Source organism: Intrasporangium sp. Soil_C_50, from assembly GCF_057656595.1.
This window is the reverse complement of the sequence record NZ_JBDGKB010000002.1, coordinates 316,449-334,212: the sequence shown is the minus strand read 5'-3', so window position 1 is coordinate 334,212 and position 17,764 is coordinate 316,449. Positions and strand designations below refer to the sequence as shown.

The following is a 17,764-nucleotide window of genomic DNA, read 5'->3' as shown; positions in this document are numbered from 1 at the left end:
CTCAGCGGACGGTGGAGCTGCCGTGGGCCGAGCGTGCCGCGCGGTCCTTGGCCGGCACGACGGCGCCCTCGATGTCAGGGTGCCGCTCGACGAACGCCGTCAGCTCGACGTGCTCGAGGTCGAACGTACTGCCGGTCGGCAGCGAGTGCACCACCGCACCCGAGACGAGCAGGGGTGCCCCGCGTCGGGCGTCGGCGGCGTCGGTGATGGCGTTGCGGGCGTCGACGACGAAGATGGAGCCCGCCCCGAGCACGGTGAGACGGCGGCCGTCGCGGATCTCGGCGGCCGTGTTCTCGTCGATGCCGATGCCGAGCAGGTTGGGGGAGGCGGCGACCATCGACATGAGGCGTCCGTAGCGGCCGCGCTGGTCGAAGTGCTGGTCGATGATCGCGTCCTCGACGAGCCCGAGGCCGGCCGAGATCTGGCTGGAGCGCTGGCGCGGCGTCAGCCCCTCGTCGCCGAGGGAGATCATGAAGCGGCTGAGGATCGAGGCGCCCGCCGACGTGCCGGCAACGACGGCGCCCCGTTCGTAGGCGCGCACGACGGCGTCGCCGACGGGGGTGCCGACGACGTTCTGGGCGAGCTTGACCTGGCTGCCGCCGGTGAGGAAGACGCCGGTGGCGGCGTCGAGCGCGGCCACCATGTCGGGCGAGCCCGCGTCGCGACGGGTCTCGGGGTGCACGACGGACACGTCGCCGCCGCGCAGGCGGGTGAAGGCGTCGCGGTAGGACTCGGACACCTCGTCGGCGTACGACGACGCCGTGGGGATGACGACGATCCGCGACGAGCGCCCGCCGGCGAGGCGGACGAAGCGCTTGAGCACCACCGAACGGCCGAGGCGGTCCTCGGCGCCGCCGATGACGAGCAGCGTCCGGCGCACGCCACCCGTGGGCGGGGCCGGGTCGGGCGGCGGGATGCTCTGCATCGGCCCAGCCTAGTGACCGCCGTGCGGCACGGGCGGAGCCTGGGTCGGCGTGCCGTCGGAGAGGTCGGCGTCCTCGATCTCCTCGCGCGAGATGCCGAGCAGGTAGAGGACGGAGTCGAGGTAGGGCACGTTGACCGAGGTCTGGGCCTGTTCGCGCACAAGGGGTTTGGCGTTGAAGGCGACACCGAGCCCGGCGATGTCGAGCATGTCGAGGTCGTTGGCGCCGTCTCCGATGGCCACGGTGCGGCTCAGCGGCAGGCCCTCGGCCTCGGCGAACTCGCGCAGCGCGCGGGCCTTGCCGGCCCGGTCGACGACCTCGCCGACGACGCGCCCGGTGAGGACCCCGTCCTCGATCTCGAGGCGGTTGGCCCGGGCGTGGTCGATGCCGAGATCGTCGGCGAGCGTGCCGACGATCTCGATGAACCCGCCGCTGACGAGCCCGACGGTGAAGCCGAGCCGCTTGAGCGTACGCACGAGCGTGCGGGCCCCCGGCGTCAGCACGACCGAGTCGCGCACCTCGCCGAGGACCGACTCGGGCAGGCCCGCAAGGGTGGCGACCCTGGCCCGCAGCGACTCCTCGAAGTCGAGCTCGCCCGCCATGGCGCGCGCCGTCACCTCGGCCACCTCGGCCTCGCGGCCGCAGTGCGAGGCGAGCAGCTCGATGACCTCCTGCTGGATGAGCGTCGAGTCGACGTCGAGCACGACGAGGCGACGTCCGCGACGGGCCAGGCCGCCGGGGGCCACGGCGACGTCGATGCCCTCGCTCGCGGCCACGAGCGTCAGCTCGGTGCGCAGCGAGGGGACGTCGGCGCCGGAGATGTCGAACTCGACCGTCGTGACCGGGTAGCGCGAGAGGCGCCGGATGCGGTCGATGTTCGCGCCGTGCGCGGCGATGTGGGTCGTCACGAGCGACACGGCGTCGGCGCGCAGCGGGGCACCGAGCACGACGACCGCCGCTCGGCCCTGACGGGAGCGCGGGTTGTCGCCGGAGCCCTCGACGACCGACAGCGTCAGCCCGAGCCGGTGCGCCGCGACGGCGGCGGCGTCGCGCAGTCGGTCGGCGTGGTCGCCCGCGCGCAGCAGGATCGTCAGGGTCAAATGGCCCTGCACCGCCACCTGCTGGATGTCGAGCAGCTCGGCACCGACGCCGGAGAGCGCGCTGAGCAGGCCGCCCGTGACACCGGGGCGGTCCTGGCCGGTCACGGTGACGCTCAGGGTGGCGCCGGTCGGGGGGATGGCCTCGGGGATGCTCGCGTCGGTCACCTCGTCAGGCTAACGAGCGGCGCCGTGCGGGAGTCTCGCCTTCCGGCATGCGGCCCGTGCGTGCTGGCTCATCGGCGCGTGTTGACCTCGTCGCGCCACTGCAGCAGGTCACGGACGCGTCCGAGGTCGGGGTCGGCGGCCGCCACGCTCGCGGTGAACAGGCGGGTGCCGATGGCGTGGAGCCGGGCCGCGTTGCCCGCGTAGTCGGCCCGCTGGTCGGGGTTGCGCCCGGGCACGAACGCGACGCCGGCCGAGCGCTCGATCTCGAGCGGGTCGCGTCCGCGCCGCCGGCACCACTCGTCGAGCACGCGGTGCTTGTGGGCGATCTCGTCGGCGTCGCCGAAGCCGTGCCAGATGTCGGCGTGCTCGGCGACGATGCGCAGCGTCTTCTTCTCGCCTCCACCGCCGATGAGGATCGGGATGTCGCGGGTGGGCGGCGGGTTGAGGCGGGTCCAGCGGTCGCGGATGACCGGCAGGTCGCGGGCGAGGTCGTCGAGTCGGCCTCCCGCGGTGCCGAACTCGTAGCCGTACTCGTCGTAGTCGAGCTGGGCCCACCCGGACCCGATGCCGAGGACGAGGCGGCCGCCGCTCATGTGGTCGACGGTTCGAGCCATGTCGGCCAGCAGGTTCGGGTTGCGGTAGCTGTTGCACGTGACGAGCGCGCCGATCTCGACGCGCTCGGTCGAGGCGGCCCACGCGCCGAGCATCGTCCAGCACTCGAAGTGCATCCCGCCGCGGTCGCCGCTGAGCGGGTAGAAGTGGTCCCAGTTGAGGAGCAGGTCGACGCCCATCTCCTCGAGCGTCGCTGCGGTTCGGCGGATCTGCTCCCACGTCGCGTGCTGTGGCGGGATCTGGATGCCGACGCGCGCGGGCCGCGGGTCGGCGGCGCTGGGGGGCGTGCTCACATCGTTCTGGGCGCTCATGGGTCCTCCGCGGACGATGACGGGTGGCGACGGGTGGCGACGGGTGGCGACGGCAGGCAGGTGCCGGCGGGCGCGCCCCATCCTCGCACCGGGCCCCGCCGGGTCTCAGGGCACGTGGTTGAGCAGCTCGCGGTCGTGGACGAACCCGACGCGCTCGTAGAGCGCCACCGCGCGAGGGCTCGAGTGCACGGTCACGTGCTCGGCCCCGAGCTCGTGGGCGAGGTCGAGCAGCGCCGTGACGAGCCGCCCTCCGACGCCGTCCCCGCGGCGGTCCGGCGCCACCCACACCGACTGCACGTCGGCGCAGGTCCGCTCGTGCCGTTCGGCGGTGGGTACGCGGGGAGTCACGGCGAGGAAGCCGAAGGCGAGGACCCTGCCGTCCATGGCGTCGACCCCGACGAGGCCGTGGTGGCTGGCCGAGTGCGCCTCGGCCCAGTCGCGGAACCGTTCGGCGAAGGCCTGCCGGGTCGTGCCGGTCTCGACACCCGCGCCGGTGGCGTCGTCCCAGCGCAGCCCGCCCACCTCGAGGAGGTGGGCGGGGGAGGCCCGCACGATCCGGACGGTCAACGGGTGACGACCTGGCCCTTGCCGACGACGACGATGCCGGTCTCGGTGACGTGGAAGCCGCGGGCGCGGTCGTGCTCGTGGTCGATGCCGATCTGGCAACCCTCCGGTATGACGACGTTCTTGTCGATGATGGCCCGGCGGATCTGCGCGTGCCGCCCCACCTCGACGCCGTCGAGGATGACCGAGCCCTGGATGCTCGCGTAGGAGTGCACGTGGACGAGTGGCGAGAGCACCGACGCGTAGACGTGCGCGCCCGAGACGACGACGCCGGGGGAGACGGCCGAGTTGAGCGCCTCGCCGATGCGGTCTCCGCTGCCGTGGACGAACTTCGCCGGCGGGTAGGGCGTGTGCTGGGTGTAGATCGGCCACTCGTAGTTGTAGAGGTTGAAGACCGGGTGGATCGAGACGAGGTCCATGTGGGCGTCGTAGTAGGACTCGATGGTGCCGACGTCGCGCCAGTAGCCGCGGTCGCGGTCGGTCGAGCCGGGGACGTCGTTGTCCTTGAAGTCGTAGACGCCGGCCTCGCCGCGCCCCACGAAGTACGGCACGATGTCGCCGCCCATGTCGTGGTTGCTCGCGTCGTTGTCGTGGTCGGTCGTGACGGCCTCCTCGAGCGCCGAGGCGGTGAAGACGTAGTTGCCCATCGACGCAAGCACCTCGTGCTCGTTGTCGGGCAGGCCCTTCGGGTCCTTCGGCTTCTCGAGGAAGGCGGCGATCTTCTTGGGGTCGGCGTCGTCGACCTCGATGACACCGAACTGGTCGGCGAGCGAGATCGGCTGGCGGATGGCGGCGACGGTGCACGCGGCGCCCGACTCGATGTGCTGCTCGACCATCTCGCTGAAGTCCATGCGGTACACGTGGTCGGCGCCGACGACGACGACGATGTCGGGGCGCTCGTCGTGCATGAGGTTGAGGCTCTGGAAGATGGCATCGGCGCTGCCGAGGTACCAGTTCTTGCCGACCCGTTGCTGGGCCGGGACCGTCGTGACGTAGTTGCCGAGGAGCGTCGACATGCGCCACGTCTTCGTCACGTGGGCATCGAGGCTGTGCGACTTGTACTGGGTCAGCACGACCACCTGCAGGTAGCCGGAGTTGACGACGTTGGACAGGGCGAGGTCGATGAGCCGGTAGATGCCGGCGAAGGGCACGGCTGGTTTGGCCCGGTCCGCCGTCAACGGCATCAAGCGCTTGCCCTCACCTCCGGCGAGCACGATCGCGAGCACTTTCGGACCTGCGGCAGGGCTTCGTCGGGCCATGTCGCCACAGTAGGCCAGCGGCCGGGGACCCGGCAGGTTGTGCCACGAACAAACAGTTGCCGTCCCGAGCGGCGGGACTAGTCTGCGAACGTGCGCGTCGACATCCTCAGCAAGGAGTACCCGCCGGCGATCTACGGGGGAGCAGGCGTCCACGTCGCCGAGCTCGTCCGGGCCCTGCGGGCCCGCGGCGACCTCGAGGTGCAGGTCCGCTGCTTCGGTGCCCCGCGCGACGAGCCCGGCACGACGGCCTATCCCGACCTGCCCGAGCTGGCCTCTGCGAACGCGGCCCTGCAGACCCTGGGCGTCGACCTCGGCATGGCCGGCGACTGCGTCGGGGCCGACATCGTCCACTCGCACACGTGGTACGCCAACATGGGCGGCCATCTCGCCTCGCTCCTCGGCGGCATGCCGCACGTCGTCACCGCGCACTCCCTCGAGCCGATGCGCCCGTGGAAGGCCGAGCAGCTCGGTGGCGGGTACCGCGTCTCGTCGTGGGCCGAACGCACCGCGTACGAGGCCTCGGCCGGTGTCGTCGCCGTCAGCGCTGGCATGCGCGAGGACATCCTCAAGAGCTACCCGTCGCTCGATCCCGCGCGGGTCCACGTGGTGCACAACGGGATCGACGCACAGCGGTGGTCCCCTGACCGCTCCGACACGGCGCGGGCGACGGTCCAGCGCCACGGCGTCGACCCCGACCGGCCCTCGGTCGTGTTCGTCGGGCGCATCACCAGGCAGAAGGGTCTGCCCTACCTGCTCCGGGCCTGCGCCGAGCTGCCGCCGGAGGTCCAGCTCGTGCTGTGCGCCGGGGCCCCGGACACACCGGAGATCATGGCTGAGGTCGAGGGGCTCATGAACGACCTCAAGGCCCGGCGCGAGGGCGTCGTCTGGATCGCCGAGATGCTGCCGCGGTCCGAGGTGGTCGCCCTGCTCAGCCACGGCACGGTGTTCGTGTGCCCGTCGGTGTACGAGCCGCTCGGCATCGTCAACCTCGAGGCGATGGCGTGCGAGCTGGCCGTCGTCGCGACGGCGACCGGTGGCATCCCGGAGGTCGTCGTCGATGGCGAGACCGGCTGGCTGGTGCCGATCGACCAGGTGCAGGACGGCACCGGCACACCGGTCGACCCCGACCGTTTCGTCGCCGACCTCGCGGCGACGTTGACCGACGCGGTGTCCGACGTCGAGAGGGCCCGCGAGCGCGGTCGGGCCGGGCGGGTGCGTGCCGTCGAGTCGTTCTCGTGGGCGTCCATCGGCGACCGCACGCTCGAGGTGTACCAGCAGGTGCTCGGGCGCTGATGCCCCGAGGCTCCACCGCGGGCAGCGGCTGGGCCGACGCGCCGCCCGCCCTCGTCCGAGCCCTCGAGCGGTCGCTGGGTGCCGCAGTCGTGGCCCATGAGGATGTCCGCGGCTCCGTCGCAGGTGCCGCACCGGGCGAGGTCGTCGCCCTCCTCGACCTCGACGACGGCCGGCGTGTGCACGTCGAAGCCGTTGCGGCACCGACGGATCCGCGTGTGGCCGAACGTATCGAGCGCGAGGCCGCTGTGCTAGCCGTGCTGCCGTCGTCCGTGCCGCACGCGCGCCTGCTGGCCCGCGCCCGGCGCGAGGACTGGGTCGCCCTCGCCCGCGAGGCGCTCCCGCACGACGACCTCGGGCCGCCGTGGCGTTCGCAGGGGATCGCGGCCGCGCGTGACGTCATCGAGGCGACGGCGTCCCACGTCGCGCCGCGGGAGCTGCCCGACGCCGCGGAGCACCTTCACGGCCTCGACGCGTGGGCTTCCTTGGCGTCCGGGCCTGCCCACCGACTCGACGACGCGGACCTGGTGATGCTGCCTGCCCTCGTGGCGATGTCGGACGGGTGGCGCCGGTGGTCCGCCGGCGACCGCCTCGTGCACCTCGACCCGCGCTGTGCGAACCTCGTCGGCCGAGACGACGACGTCCGGCTGGTCGGATGGGCCTTGGCATCGAAGGGCGCCGTGTGGACCGACAGCGCGCTGCTGGCCCTCGACATCGTCGTGTCCGGCCACGTCGGCGGTCCGCGGACCGCGGTCGATCTGGCGACGGGCATCCTGACCGGGCTGCCTTACGAGGCAACACGGTTCGTCGTCGCGTGTTCCGGGTCGCTGAGGCAGCGTGCCCTCACCGCCCCGGACGCGTCGGCGGACCGGCGTGCCGCCCCGGCACGAGCGCTCCTGCAGCGCATCGTCCCGCGTTGACACCCACTGGGTCAGCCGAAGAGACGGCCCACCACGGCGTGCTCCACGCCGAGGTGCTCGGAGGGGCCCCCGAGGATCATGCCGAGCAGGTCGCGCGGGGCCGGGTAGTCGGGTCCGAGGGCCGACAGGTACTCGTCGTGCGCCGAGAGCGAGGCCACGGCCGCCTCGAAGTGACCTGACACGTCGACCCAGTGGGTCGGCTCGGGGTCGCCGATGACCAGCACCTGCTTGGCGCTCCAGGGCTCGTGGCCCTCCTCGACGAGCTCCGGGAAGATCCACCGGTTGCCGGCGTCGGCCTTGGCGTCGATGGTGGCGAGGCCGACGGCGCGGTGGTCGGCCTGGTTGCTCCAGCCACCCGGGAAGCGGTCGGCGTAGGTCTGGGCGACGACGATGCCGGGGCGCCGGATCCGGATCTCGCGCGCGATGGCCCGACGCAGCGGCAGGCCGTACTCGACGGCGCCGTCGGTGAAGCCGTCGAGGAACTCGACGACCTCGACCCCCACATGGGCCGCGCCCGCCCGCTCCTCGCGCTCGCGCAGCGGACCGGCCTCGTCCGGGGGCATCGTGTCGATGCCGGCCTCCCCCCGCGTCGCGAGCAGGTAGGTCACGGTCTTGCCGGCCCGCACCCACTTGTCGACGGCTGCGGCCGTGCCGTATTCGAGGTCGTCCGGGTGGGCCACGACGCAGAGCACGGTGTCGAAGGCGGACTCGTCGAGGGGGGCCAGCTCGGGCGGCGTCGTCATGAGCCCAATCTAGGGACCTTGGCGGCGCCCGCGGGGGATGTGAGGATGGGGCATGCTCACCCTCGACCTCGCACGCCGGCTCTCCGTGGCCGGCCTGTCCTGGGAACCGCGCTCGGGCGACCGGTTCGTCGTCCCGGTCGACGGCATGGAGGAGGAGGTCTTCGTCATCAGCGACCTCACCGTCGACGTCCACCACTTCGCCACCGGTGACGTCATCGGCTTCAACGGCACGACCGAGTGGGCCCTCGACAGCGTCGAGCAGGACAAGGTGGTGTGGCTGCCTCGCGAGGAGCAGCTGCGCGACCTGCTCGGCGAGGCCTTCGTCGCGCTCGAGCGGCTCGAGGGCGGCTTCGCCGTGGTCGTCCGCGACGCGTCGGGAAATCAGGAGCGTCACGTCGACATCGACGCCGAACGCGCCTACGCGAGAGCGCTGCTCGAGCGCCTGACCGGTTGAGGGTGGTCGCCCTCAGGCGGGGCGCCAGCCGGCGAGGGACATGACGGCGACGTTCGTCGCGTCGGCCAGCGCCGTGTCGGCGTCGGCGGCGAGGTCACGCAGGAGCAGCTCCCGGGTGGTCGTCGTGCCGGCGTCGACGCCCGAGCTGCCGAGCCCGGTCAGCCCGGACGTCCGGTGCGCGAGGCGCGACACGCTCGAGGCGAGCGACATGAGGCGCAGCGCGCGGCCGGGCGTGCCCTCGGGGACGCCCCAGATCGACGCGTCGAGGTCGGACTCCGCCTCCGCCCTCGCCTCGGGCCCCCACGGATGGCCGCCCACCTCCTCGAAGCGGTCCGTGTGCGCCCGCAGCGACTGGAGGAGACCACGCTCGATCTCGCGCAGGTCCAGCATCTCGAGCCGGTGCCGGGGGATCGGGTCGGCCTCGTAGGCCGTCCAGTCCGCGCGGTAGCCGAGGTCGTCGTCCGGTCCGAACTCCGACAGCGTGGGCACGAGGACGCCACCGATGCCGGCGACGAAGACGCACTCGCCCGACTCTGCGGCGTGGGCGGCCCCAGCGGGGGACCCCTTCGGCATCCGGCTGAGGTCTCCCGGACGGGGGAGTGCGACGAAGAGGGCGCGTTCGCCGAGGTCGTGCCACACGTCGATCCGTCGCAGGTCGCCGGCCACGTGGTCGAGGTCGGGGAAGGAGCGCTGCAGTGCCTCGGTCGTCGTGACGTCGCCGCGCCACGAGGCCGTGACCCAGAGCGCCAGGCGCACGGATGCGGGCAGCTCGGACACCCCGCCATCGTAGGGCGGGCCCCGCTGCGGGCAGGGTGGCGCGTCCGAGCCGCGGGGCCCGTGCCATAGGGTCGAGCCATGAGCGACGTCCTCGCCCTCGCCGGTGTCAGCGTCCGACGTGGACCCACGACGCTGCTCGACGACGTCTCGTGGGAGGTCGAGGAGGGTGAGCGCTGGGTCGTGCTCGGCCCCAACGGCGCCGGCAAGACGACGCTGCTGCAGGTCGCCGCGGCGCGGATGCACCCGACGACCGGTGTCGCAGGAGTGCTCGGCGAGGTGCTGGGCGCGGTCGACGTCTTCGAGCTGCGGCCCCGCATCGGCCTGGCCAGCGCGGCGATGGCCGAGCGCATCCCCGGGGACGAGCTCGTCGGCAATGTCGTCGTCACCGCTTCGTACGGCATCATCGGCCGCTGGCGCGAGTCCTACGACACCGTCGACTACGTGCGCGCCATGGAGCTGCTCAAGGCCCTCGGCGCCGACCACCTGGCCGACCGCCGCTACGGCACCCTGAGCGAGGGGGAGCGCAAGCGCGTGCAGATCGCCCGCGCCCTCATGACCGACCCCGAGCTGATGCTGCTCGACGAGCCCGCGGCCGGTCTCGACCTCGGCGGGCGCGAGGACCTCGTGCGCCGCCTCGGCCACCTCGCCGCCGACACCGAGGCTCCCGCGCTCGTGCTCGTGACCCACCACGTCGAGGAGATCCCGCCGTCGTTCACCGACGTGCTGATGATCCGCGACGGCCGGGTCGTCGCCGCCGGCCCGATCCCGCTGACGCTCACCGAGGAGAACCTCTCCGAGACGTTCGGGCTGCCGCTCGTCCTCGAGCAGCACGGCGACCGCTGGTCGGCTCGCGCCCGCTCCTGAGGTCCCCCTGCTCCACGCCGGGTAACGCTCCGGTCGCGACCGGGCGCGGACGTTCGTACCCGGAGGGAACTGAGGCAGACTTGTGAACGTCACAGGAGTGACGCACGAGACGTCGGTGACCTCACGGCGCCGGCTCGACGAGACGGGGTGGACGGGGTGTCCGAGGGCTACGCGTGGATGGTCTGGCTGGGGGTGGCGCTCGTCCTCGTCGCCATCGAGACGGCCACCGTCGACTTCACGTTCCTCATGCTCGCCGGTGGCGCGGTCGGCGGCTCGGTCGCCGCGGCCCTCGGTGCGCCGCCGGCCGTCCAGGCCATCGTCGCGGCCCTCGTGGCCGTGGCGCTGCTCGCCATCGTGCGCCCCTGGCTCAAGAACCGCCTCAACACCCGCGCCCCGACACAGATCATGGGCGCCGCCGCCAACGTCGGCCGCTCCGCCGTCGTCCTCGACCACGTGACCCCGGCCGGTGGCCGGGTCAAGCTCGCGGGCGAGGAGTGGTCGGCCCGCACGCTCGGGGACAGCATCGAGCCGGGTGAGGAGGTCGTCGTCGACTCCATCGACGGCGCCACCGTCATCGTCAGCCGCGCGCACATCGTCGGCGGCTGAGCGTTCGACGCCCGGGCCGACCGGTCCGGGCAAGCGACCACGCGTCCTCGGGGGCGCGTGGCCAGACAAGGAGAAGGTCGTGGACCCGGTATACATCATCCCGATCCTCATCGTGGTCGTGGCAGCCGTCATCGTGCTGCGCACGGTCCGGATCGTGCCCCAGCAGACCGCGCAGATCGTCGAGCGCGTCGGCAGCTACAACAAGACGCTCACCGCCGGCATCCACTTCCTCGTGCCGTTCGTCGACAAGGTGCGCGCCAACATCGACCTCCGTGAGCAGGTCGTGTCCTTCCCGCCGCAGCCGGTCATCACGTCGGACAACCTCGTCGTCAGCATCGACACCGTCATCTACTACTCGGTCATCGACGCCAAGGCCGCGGTCTACGAGATCGCCAACTTCATCCAGGGCATCGAGCAGCTGACGGTCACCACGCTGCGCAACGTCATCGGCTCGCTCGACCTCGAGCAGACGCTGACGAGCCGCGACCAGATCAACGGCCAGCTGCGCGGCGTCCTCGACGAGGCCACCGGCAAGTGGGGCATCCGCGTCAACCGCGTCGAGCTCAAGGCCATCGACCCGCCGCACTCGGTGCAGGACTCGATGGAGAAGCAGATGCGCGCCGAGCGCGACCGCCGCGCCGCGATCCTGACCGCCGAGGGCGTCAAGCAGTCGGCGATCCTCACCGCCGAGGGTGAGAAGCAGAGCCAGATCCTGCGCGCCGAGGGCTCGGCCCAGGCCCGCATCCTCGAGGCCCAGGGCCAGGCGCGCGCCATCCAGCAGGTCTTCGCGGCCATCCACCGCGGCAAGCCGACCCAGCGTCTCCTCGCCTACCAGTACCTGCAGGTGCTGCCGCAGATCGCCCGCGGCGACGCGAACAAGATGTGGATCATCCCGTCCGAGGTCACCGACGCCCTCAAGGGCATCTCGAACGCCCTCGGCGGCAGCTCGCGTCCCGAGGGCGGCGACGACGAGGGCTGGGTCGAGCCCGAGGTGGACGACGCCTTCCTCGCGACCGTCCTCGAGGACCCGGCCAAGGCTCTCGCCGAGGCCCGCGGGCAGGCCGCCCAGGCGAGCGCCGAGTCGACCGAGCACGCCGCACCGGTCGCGCGCCAGCAGCCGCCGATCCACCCCGCGAGCGAGGTCCCGCCGCCGCCGAGCGCGCCCGCCGCGCCGTCGCAGACTCCGGCGCAGACTCCGGCGCAGGCTCCGGCGCAGCCGCCCGCCGCCCCGCCGCAGCCCTCGGGCGACATCCCGCCGCAGCCCGGCCAGGAGCCGCCCGCCCAGCACTGACGCGTCCCTGCGTCCGCGACCCCGCGTCGCGTCCCTCGTGGACGCGACGGCCGACACCCGGTCACCCTCGCTAGGGTGGCCGGGTGTCGTTCTGGTCTGCCGTCGTCGTCGCGCTGGCCGGGACCGGTGCCGGCATCATCAACACCATCGTCGGGTCGGGCACCCTGCTGACGTTCCCGACGCTGCTGTTCTTCGGCGTCAACCCGCTCGTGGCCAACGTGTCGAACAACATCGGCCTCGTCGCCGGCGGCATGACCGGGTCCTGGGGCTACCGCCACGAGCTGCACGGGGCCGGGCCGACGCTCCGGCGCCTCATGCCGCTGTCCTTCCTGGGGTCGATCGCCGGCGCGGGGCTGCTGCTCGTGCTGCCCCCGGAGGCCTTCAAGGCCATCGTCCCGGTGCTCATCGTCATCGCCGTCGCACTCGTCCTCGCCGGCCCGGCCCTGCAGCGGCGCCGGGCCGCCGCCGAGGAGGGCATCGTCGGCGGGCGCGACCCGCGCTGGCACGCCCCGGCGATGGCGGTCGGCGTCTTCGTGGCCGGCATGTACGGCGGCTACTTCGGGGCCGCCCAGGGAGTTCTCCTCATGGGGCTGTTCAGCGTGCTCAGCAGCGAGCCGCTCCAGCGGCTCAACGGCTACAAGAACGTGCTGGCCCTCATCGTCAACCTCGTCGCGGCCGTCGTCTTCGTCCTCTTCGCGCGCGAGCACATCGACTGGCTCATCGTGCTGCTCATCGCGGCCGGCTCCTTCGTCGGCGGCATCATCGGGGCGCGCATCGGCCGGCGCATCCCACCGAACGCGCTGCGGGCCCTGATCGTCGTCATCGGCGTGGTGGCCGTGGTTCGGCTCCTCTGGTTCACGTGACCTAGCCTGCTCCCGTGCCGATCGAGATCTCCGACCCCGCCGACCCGCGCCTGGCCGACTACGTGTCCCTCACCGATGTCGTGCTGCGGCGCCGGCACGAGCCCGAGAAGGGCCTCTACATCGCCGAGAGCCAGAAGGTGATCCGGCGGGCGCTGCGGGCGGGGCACCGGCCGCGGTCCTACCTCATGGCCCGGCGGTGGCTCGACGACCTCGCCGACATCGTGGCCGACGCCGAGAACGACGGCGTGCCCGTCTACTTCGCAGAGCACGACGTCATCGAGCAGCTCACCGGGTTCCACCTGCACCGTGGGGCGCTGGCCGCCATGCAGCGCCCGCCGCTGCCGTCCGTCGAGTCGCTCATCGCCGACGCCCGCCGCGTCATCGTCCTCGAGGACGTCGTGGACCACACCAACGTCGGGGCCATCTTCCGCTCAGCCGCCGCACTGGGTGTCGACGCGGTGCTCGTCACTCCGCGATGCGCGGACCCCTTGTACCGCAGGTCGATCCGGGTCTCGATGGGCACGGTGTTCCAAGTATCCTGGACCCGCATCGACCCGTGGCCGCAGGGGATCGGGCTGCTGCACGAGGCCGGCCTGACGGTCGCGGCCATGGCGCTGTCCGACGACTCGGTCTCGCTCGACGACCTCGAGACGGAACCGCCCGCGCGGCTCGCCCTCGTGGTCGGCACCGAGGGCGACGGGCTGTCGCACCGCACCGTGGCCGACGCCGACCTCACCCTGCGCATCCCGATGGCCGGCGGCGTCGACTCGCTCAACGTCGCCGCGGCGAGCGCCGTGGCGATGTGGTCGCTGCGGCCGCGCGCCCGGGCCTGACGCCGAACGCGCTGTGGCTCAGGCGCGCACGAGGCGCGTCATCAGCCGGTCGAGCTCGACGGCGGGGTCGTGGCACAGCCCGCCGTGGACGGGGCCGGGCTGCACCACGGTCGAGCGCGGGGCGATGATCCAGCCGAAGCGCTGGCCGAGCTTGTCCAGCACGGGTCGACCCCGACCGGACTCGCCCCGGCACACCGCCCGCACCTGCTCGAGCATGGCGCGGACGCCGTCGAGGTCGCACGCCGGGCACAGTGCGGCGGCGCGCGCCTCGTCGACCTGCCACGCGGCGTCGAGGAAGTCGGCGTCCTGGCTGTAGAGGACGACGCCGACGTTGATGAACTCCTCGCGGTCGACGCGGGGCACGAGTCGCAGCAGGACGTACTGGTAGGCGTTCACGCGGCGGCCTCCGTCGGCAGCCAGGCGCCCGGGTTGGCGAGACGGGCGGTGAGCATCCGGACGTAGGCGTCGCGCACCTCGGCCGGGCCGGTGAGGAACGGAGTGTCCTCGAGCCACTCGTCGGGTACGTCGGCGAGCACCGACGCCACGGCGTCGGGGGTGACGCGAGCCGCGAGCTCGTCGTGGCGGGCGTCGACGTCGCCGGCGACCTCGCGCAGCACGTGCCGCGACGCGTCGAACGGCTGGGCCGCGAAGCGGTCGGGGTCGGGCGCGCGGCCCGGCCACGAGTGGTGGAAGTAGAGGGCGGCGCCGTGGTCGATGGCCCACGTGCGCCCGTGCCAGACGAGCAGGTTCGGGTTGGACCACGTGCGGTCGACGTTGGCGGTCAGCGCGTCGAGCCACAGGATGCGCTCGGCGAGGTCGGCGTCCGGCGGGCGCGACCCGTCGTAGCCGAGCGAACCGGGCAGGAAGTCGACGCCGAGGTTGGTGCCGACCGACGCGGTGAGCAGGTCCTGGACCTCCTCGTCGGCCTCGTACCGAGCGATACGCGGGTCGAGGGTCACGACGGCGAGGTCGGGCACGGGCACGTCGACGAGCCGTGCGAGTCCGGCCACGAGCACTTCGGCGACGAGCACCTTGAGCCCCTGGCCCGCGCCGCGGAACTTCAGCACGTAGGTGCCGTCGTCGTCGGCCTCGACGATCCCCGGCAGCGACCCGCCTTCCTTGAGCGGCGTGACGTAGCGGGTCGCGGTGAGCTGGGGGAGCACGGGCGTCAGCCTAGTGGCCGCTCCTCGTCGAGCCGTGCCGCCGCGGACCACGCCCGTCCGACGAACATCGCCGCCCCGGCGTAGAGGCACGCGAACGCGATGAGCGGCCACCAGGCGAGCCCCGACTCGGGCAGCAGCACCGCGCCGAGGGCTGCCGCCGCGACCATGCCGGCGTTGTAGACGACGTCGTAGGCCGAGAAGGCCCGGCCCAAAAGGTGGTCGGGCACGTGGGCCTGCATGAGGGAGTCGACGGTGATCTTGACGCACTGGGAGGTCAGCGCGACGGCGAACGCGACGGCGACGATGCTCCACGGCTGCAGGAAGGGGCCGAGCAGCGCGCACACGGCGGCGCCGACGGCGAGGACGCGGGAGACGAACGGCAGGGCGGTGAGGCGCGGCTCGAGCCACGGGGTGACGAAGGCGGCGGAGGCGAACCCGAGGGCCGAGGCCCCGGCCGCCACGGTGAACCCGAGCGCGCCGTGCCCCTGCTCGAACGGGCCCCGGAACAGCAGGAGCGTCTGCAGCAGCAGGAAGCCGAACGGCAGACGGGTCAGGAACACCAGCCCGAGCAGGACGCGGGCCCGGCGCGGTCCCGTGCGGACGGCCTCGACGAACCCGGACACGACCGACCGGGCGATGTGACCGAACGAGGGGGACTCGCTGACGTCGTCGGGCCCGACGTTCGGGAGGCGGGCGGCCGCCCACATCGCGACGAGCACCGCAGCCGCGCCGAGCACGACCACGACGACGTCCGAGCCCCCGGCCGCGCGGATGCCCGTGCCGATGCCACCACCGAGCAGGTAGGCGAGCGAGCCGCACGTCGGTGCGACGGAGTTGGCGCTGACGAGCTCGTCCGGCTCGACGACGTGCGGGATGGCCGAGCCGAGGCCGGCGAGGATGAAGCGGTTGACGCTGAAGACGAGCAGGACGAGCCCGAAGAAGAGTGGACCGCTCTCGGCACCGGTGACGATCGTGGCGACGCCGAGCATCGCCGCGGCGCGCACGGCCTGGCTGACGACGAGCACCCGACGGCGGTCCCACCGGTCGAGCAGCACGCCGACGAACGGTCCAAGGAGGCTGTAGGGGAGCAGCACCGTCGCGAACGCGAGCGCGATGCTGCGCGCGTCGGCGGCTTTCTCGGGGTTGAAGAGGACGTGGCTGGCCAGGGCGACCTGGAAGATGCCGTCGGCGCCCTGCGAGGTGACGCGGCTGACGAAGAGCCGTCGGAAGCGTCGCCCGTGCAACAGGCTCCAGAGCGCACGCAGGAAGGTCACGGCGGACAGCGTACGGTCGGTGTCCAGCAGACGCGGAACGGACGCGGCGCGTCCTGCTGTCGGATCGGTGAGCGACGGGTGAAGAACCGGTGGCCGCCGGGTGAATCAGCGGGCGAGTCGGCCGATGAGCGCGGCCGCGCACGCGATGCCGGCGACGGCGCTGCCGAGCAGGACCCCGCAGTCCAGCCAGTAGCTCGTCGGTGTGCCGAGCAGGAGCCCGCGCAGCGCCGACACCTCGTAGGTCAACGGGTTGACGTGGCTGACGACCTGGAGCCAGTCCGGCATGAGCTCGATGGGGTAGAGGGCGTTCGAGGCGAAGAAGAGCGGCATCGTGATCGCCTGCCCGATGCCCATGAGCCGGTCCCGCTTGAGGGCGACCCCCGCGATCGACAGCGACAGGCACGAGAAGAACGCGGCGCCGAGCATGACGACGACGACGACCCCGAGCAGGCGCACCGGGTTCCACGTCATGCCGACGCCCATGAGCGCGGCCACGACGACGACGATCGCGGCCTGGGCCACCGAGCGCACCCCAGCAGCGAACGCCTTGCCGGTCACGAGGGCGGCCCGCGGCGTCGGGGTGACGAGCAGCTTGGTCAGCACCCCAGCGTCGCGCTCCCAGATGATCTGGATGCCGTAGAAGATCGCGATGAACAGGGCCGACTGCGCGATGACGCCCGGTGCGAGGAAGTCGAGGTAGGGCACGTCGCCGGTCGGGATGGCCCGGATGCGGCTGAAGGTCGTGCCGAAGATGACGAGCCAGAGGATCGGCTGGATGGCGCGGGTCAGCAGCTCGGTGCGGTCGTGGCGCAGCTTCTGCAGCTCGACGAGGCAGAACGTGCCGACCCGGGAGACCATCAGGCGCACCCCCGCGCGGCGCACCCGCTCAGCCGAGGCGGCGCGCGGTTCGACGAGCTGTCCGGACACTGCGCAGCCCTCCCTTCTGCTCGCCCTCGAGCGTGTCGCCGGTGTGGTGACGGAAGACGTCCTCGAGGGTGGCGCCCTCACCGGCCGCGGCCTTGAGGTCGTCAGGAGCGCCGAGGGCCCGCAGCGCGCCGTGGTGCATGAGGGCGACGCGGTCGCACAGCGCGTCGGCCTCCTCCATGTAGTGCGTCGTGAGCACGACGGTCATGCCGTGGTCGCGCTGCATCTGGTCGACCCGCTGCCAGACGCTGTCGCGAGCCACCGGGTCCAGCCCCACGGTCGGCTCGTCGAGGACGAGCAGCGCCGGCTGGTTGACGAGGGCCTGGGCCAGCTCGAGGCGGCGGACCATGCCGCCGGAGTACGTCGAGGCGAGGCGGTGCTGGTCCGGTCGCAGGTCGACCATGTCCAGCACCTCGTCGACGCGAGTCGCGCGCTCGCGGCGGGGCACGTCGAAGAGGCGGGCGAACCACTCGACGTTCTCACGGCCGGTCAGCGCGCCCTCGATCGACAGCTGCTGCGGGACGTAGCCGATGAGTCGGCGGACGCGCATGGCGTCGGTGCGCACGCTGTGGCCGAAGACCTCGACCTCGCCGTCCTGGAGCGGCAGCAGCGTGTTGAGCAGACGGATCGTCGTCGTCTTGCCGGCGCCGTTCGGGCCGAGCAGGCCGAAGCATTCGCCGCGCTCGACGGCCAGGGTGAGGTCGTCGACGGCGCGGTGCTGGCCGAAGCTGTAGCCGAGGCCCCGGATGTCGAGGGCCGCGACCGCCGTCACGGCGTCACCGGGTTTCCTCGGCGGTGGCCGGGACGGGTTGCGCGCTCGTCGTGCCG

Annotated in this window: 20 protein-coding genes; 8 read left to right on the top strand and 12 right to left on the bottom strand. The window is 72.6% G+C overall.

Annotated elements, in window-relative coordinates; all coding sequences use genetic code 11:
- Position 1: 1 nt before the first annotated feature.
- The 5 genes from AC3A5R_RS09065 to glgC form a co-directional block, all read right to left on the bottom strand.
- On the bottom strand, positions 2–925 hold the full coding sequence (locus tag AC3A5R_RS09065) for a cyanophycinase (protein WP_487620423.1): 924 nt from the start codon (positions 923–925) through the stop codon (positions 2–4).
- Between the two features lie 9 nt (positions 926–934).
- Positions 935–2,188 (bottom strand): phosphoserine phosphatase SerB, encoded by a 1,254-nt coding sequence (gene serB / locus AC3A5R_RS09060; RefSeq protein ID WP_487620422.1) that lies wholly within the window; start codon positions 2,186–2,188, stop codon positions 935–937.
- A 68-nt stretch (positions 2,189–2,256) separates the two neighbouring features.
- A complete protein-coding gene (locus AC3A5R_RS09055) occupies positions 2,257–3,111 on the bottom strand; it encodes an LLM class F420-dependent oxidoreductase (protein ID WP_487620421.1) in 855 nt (284 codons plus the stop codon).
- Positions 3,112–3,216: 105 nt separating this feature from the next.
- Entirely contained in the window at positions 3,217–3,663 is a 447-nt protein-coding gene (locus AC3A5R_RS09050; RefSeq protein WP_487620420.1) for a GNAT family N-acetyltransferase, read from the bottom strand.
- 11 nt (positions 3,664–3,674) lie between these two features.
- Complete coding sequence (gene glgC / locus AC3A5R_RS09045) at positions 3,675–4,934, bottom strand: glucose-1-phosphate adenylyltransferase (RefSeq protein WP_487620419.1); 1,260 nt, start codon at positions 4,932–4,934, stop codon at positions 3,675–3,677.
- Between the two features lie 90 nt (positions 4,935–5,024).
- Here glgC and glgA point away from each other — a divergent pair, with 90 nt between their 5' ends.
- Entirely contained in the window at positions 5,025–6,227 is a 1,203-nt protein-coding gene (gene glgA / locus AC3A5R_RS09040; RefSeq protein ID WP_487620418.1) for a glycogen synthase, read from the top strand.
- Positions 6,227–7,144 carry a phosphotransferase family protein gene (locus AC3A5R_RS09035; protein WP_487620417.1) on the top strand — a complete coding sequence of 306 codons (918 nt, stop codon included), beginning with the start codon at positions 6,227–6,229 and terminating at the stop codon, positions 7,142–7,144. The genes glgA and AC3A5R_RS09035 overlap by 1 nt, the downstream gene beginning before the upstream one ends.
- 11 nt (positions 7,145–7,155) lie before the next feature.
- Here AC3A5R_RS09035 and AC3A5R_RS09030 read toward each other — a convergent pair whose 3' ends face one another.
- Positions 7,156–7,887, bottom strand: a complete 732-nt coding sequence (locus AC3A5R_RS09030) for a PIG-L deacetylase family protein (RefSeq protein WP_487620416.1) — start codon at positions 7,885–7,887, stop codon at positions 7,156–7,158.
- 52 nt (positions 7,888–7,939) lie between these two features.
- Here AC3A5R_RS09030 and AC3A5R_RS09025 point away from each other — a divergent pair, with 52 nt between their 5' ends.
- The gene (locus tag AC3A5R_RS09025) at positions 7,940–8,341 is read left to right on the top strand and encodes a pilus assembly protein CpaE (RefSeq protein WP_487620415.1); all 402 of its coding nucleotides are present in this window, start codon (positions 7,940–7,942) and stop codon (positions 8,339–8,341) included.
- Between the two features lie 12 nt (positions 8,342–8,353).
- Here AC3A5R_RS09025 and AC3A5R_RS09020 read toward each other — a convergent pair whose 3' ends face one another.
- The gene (locus AC3A5R_RS09020; RefSeq protein ID WP_487620414.1) at positions 8,354–9,118 is read right to left on the bottom strand and encodes a hypothetical protein; all 765 of its coding nucleotides are present in this window, start codon (positions 9,116–9,118) and stop codon (positions 8,354–8,356) included.
- Positions 9,119–9,196: 78 nt separating this feature from the next.
- Here AC3A5R_RS09020 and AC3A5R_RS09015 point away from each other — a divergent pair, with 78 nt between their 5' ends.
- The 5 genes from AC3A5R_RS09015 (at position 9,197) to AC3A5R_RS08995 (ending at position 13,575) form a co-directional block, all read left to right on the top strand.
- The gene (locus AC3A5R_RS09015; protein ID WP_487620413.1) at positions 9,197–9,982 is read left to right on the top strand and encodes an ABC transporter ATP-binding protein; all 786 of its coding nucleotides are present in this window, start codon (positions 9,197–9,199) and stop codon (positions 9,980–9,982) included.
- A gap of 147 nt (positions 9,983–10,129) precedes the next feature.
- Positions 10,130–10,588 carry an NfeD family protein gene (locus AC3A5R_RS09010; protein ID WP_487620412.1) on the top strand — a complete coding sequence of 153 codons (459 nt, stop codon included), beginning with the start codon at positions 10,130–10,132 and terminating at the stop codon, positions 10,586–10,588.
- 79 nt (positions 10,589–10,667) lie between these two features.
- Positions 10,668–11,879 carry an SPFH domain-containing protein gene (locus AC3A5R_RS09005; RefSeq protein WP_487620411.1) on the top strand — a complete coding sequence of 404 codons (1,212 nt, stop codon included), beginning with the start codon at positions 10,668–10,670 and terminating at the stop codon, positions 11,877–11,879.
- A gap of 83 nt (positions 11,880–11,962) precedes the next feature.
- Complete coding sequence (locus tag AC3A5R_RS09000; protein ID WP_487620410.1) at positions 11,963–12,742, top strand: sulfite exporter TauE/SafE family protein; 780 nt, start codon at positions 11,963–11,965, stop codon at positions 12,740–12,742.
- 14 nt (positions 12,743–12,756) lie between these two features.
- The gene (locus tag AC3A5R_RS08995; protein WP_487620409.1) at positions 12,757–13,575 is read left to right on the top strand and encodes a TrmH family RNA methyltransferase; all 819 of its coding nucleotides are present in this window, start codon (positions 12,757–12,759) and stop codon (positions 13,573–13,575) included.
- Positions 13,576–13,593: 18 nt separating this feature from the next.
- Here AC3A5R_RS08995 and AC3A5R_RS08990 read toward each other — a convergent pair whose 3' ends face one another.
- From AC3A5R_RS08990 to AC3A5R_RS08970, 5 genes are all read right to left on the bottom strand, one after another.
- The gene (locus AC3A5R_RS08990; RefSeq protein ID WP_487620408.1) at positions 13,594–13,971 is read right to left on the bottom strand and encodes a DUF3037 domain-containing protein; all 378 of its coding nucleotides are present in this window, start codon (positions 13,969–13,971) and stop codon (positions 13,594–13,596) included.
- Positions 13,968–14,738 (bottom strand): HipA family kinase, encoded by a 771-nt coding sequence (locus AC3A5R_RS08985; RefSeq protein ID WP_487620407.1) that lies wholly within the window; start codon positions 14,736–14,738, stop codon positions 13,968–13,970. The genes AC3A5R_RS08990 and AC3A5R_RS08985 overlap by 4 nt, the downstream gene beginning before the upstream one ends.
- A 5-nt stretch (positions 14,739–14,743) precedes the next feature.
- Positions 14,744–16,012 carry an MFS transporter gene (locus AC3A5R_RS08980; RefSeq protein ID WP_487620406.1) on the bottom strand — a complete coding sequence of 423 codons (1,269 nt, stop codon included), beginning with the start codon at positions 16,010–16,012 and terminating at the stop codon, positions 14,744–14,746.
- 105 nt (positions 16,013–16,117) lie between these two features.
- Positions 16,118–16,939 (bottom strand): ABC transporter permease, encoded by an 822-nt coding sequence (locus AC3A5R_RS08975; protein ID WP_487620405.1) that lies wholly within the window; start codon positions 16,937–16,939, stop codon positions 16,118–16,120.
- On the bottom strand, positions 16,899–17,764 hold an 866-nt coding region (locus AC3A5R_RS08970), incomplete at its 5' end, for an ABC transporter ATP-binding protein (RefSeq protein ID WP_487620404.1). The genes AC3A5R_RS08970 and AC3A5R_RS08975, both read right to left, overlap by 41 nt.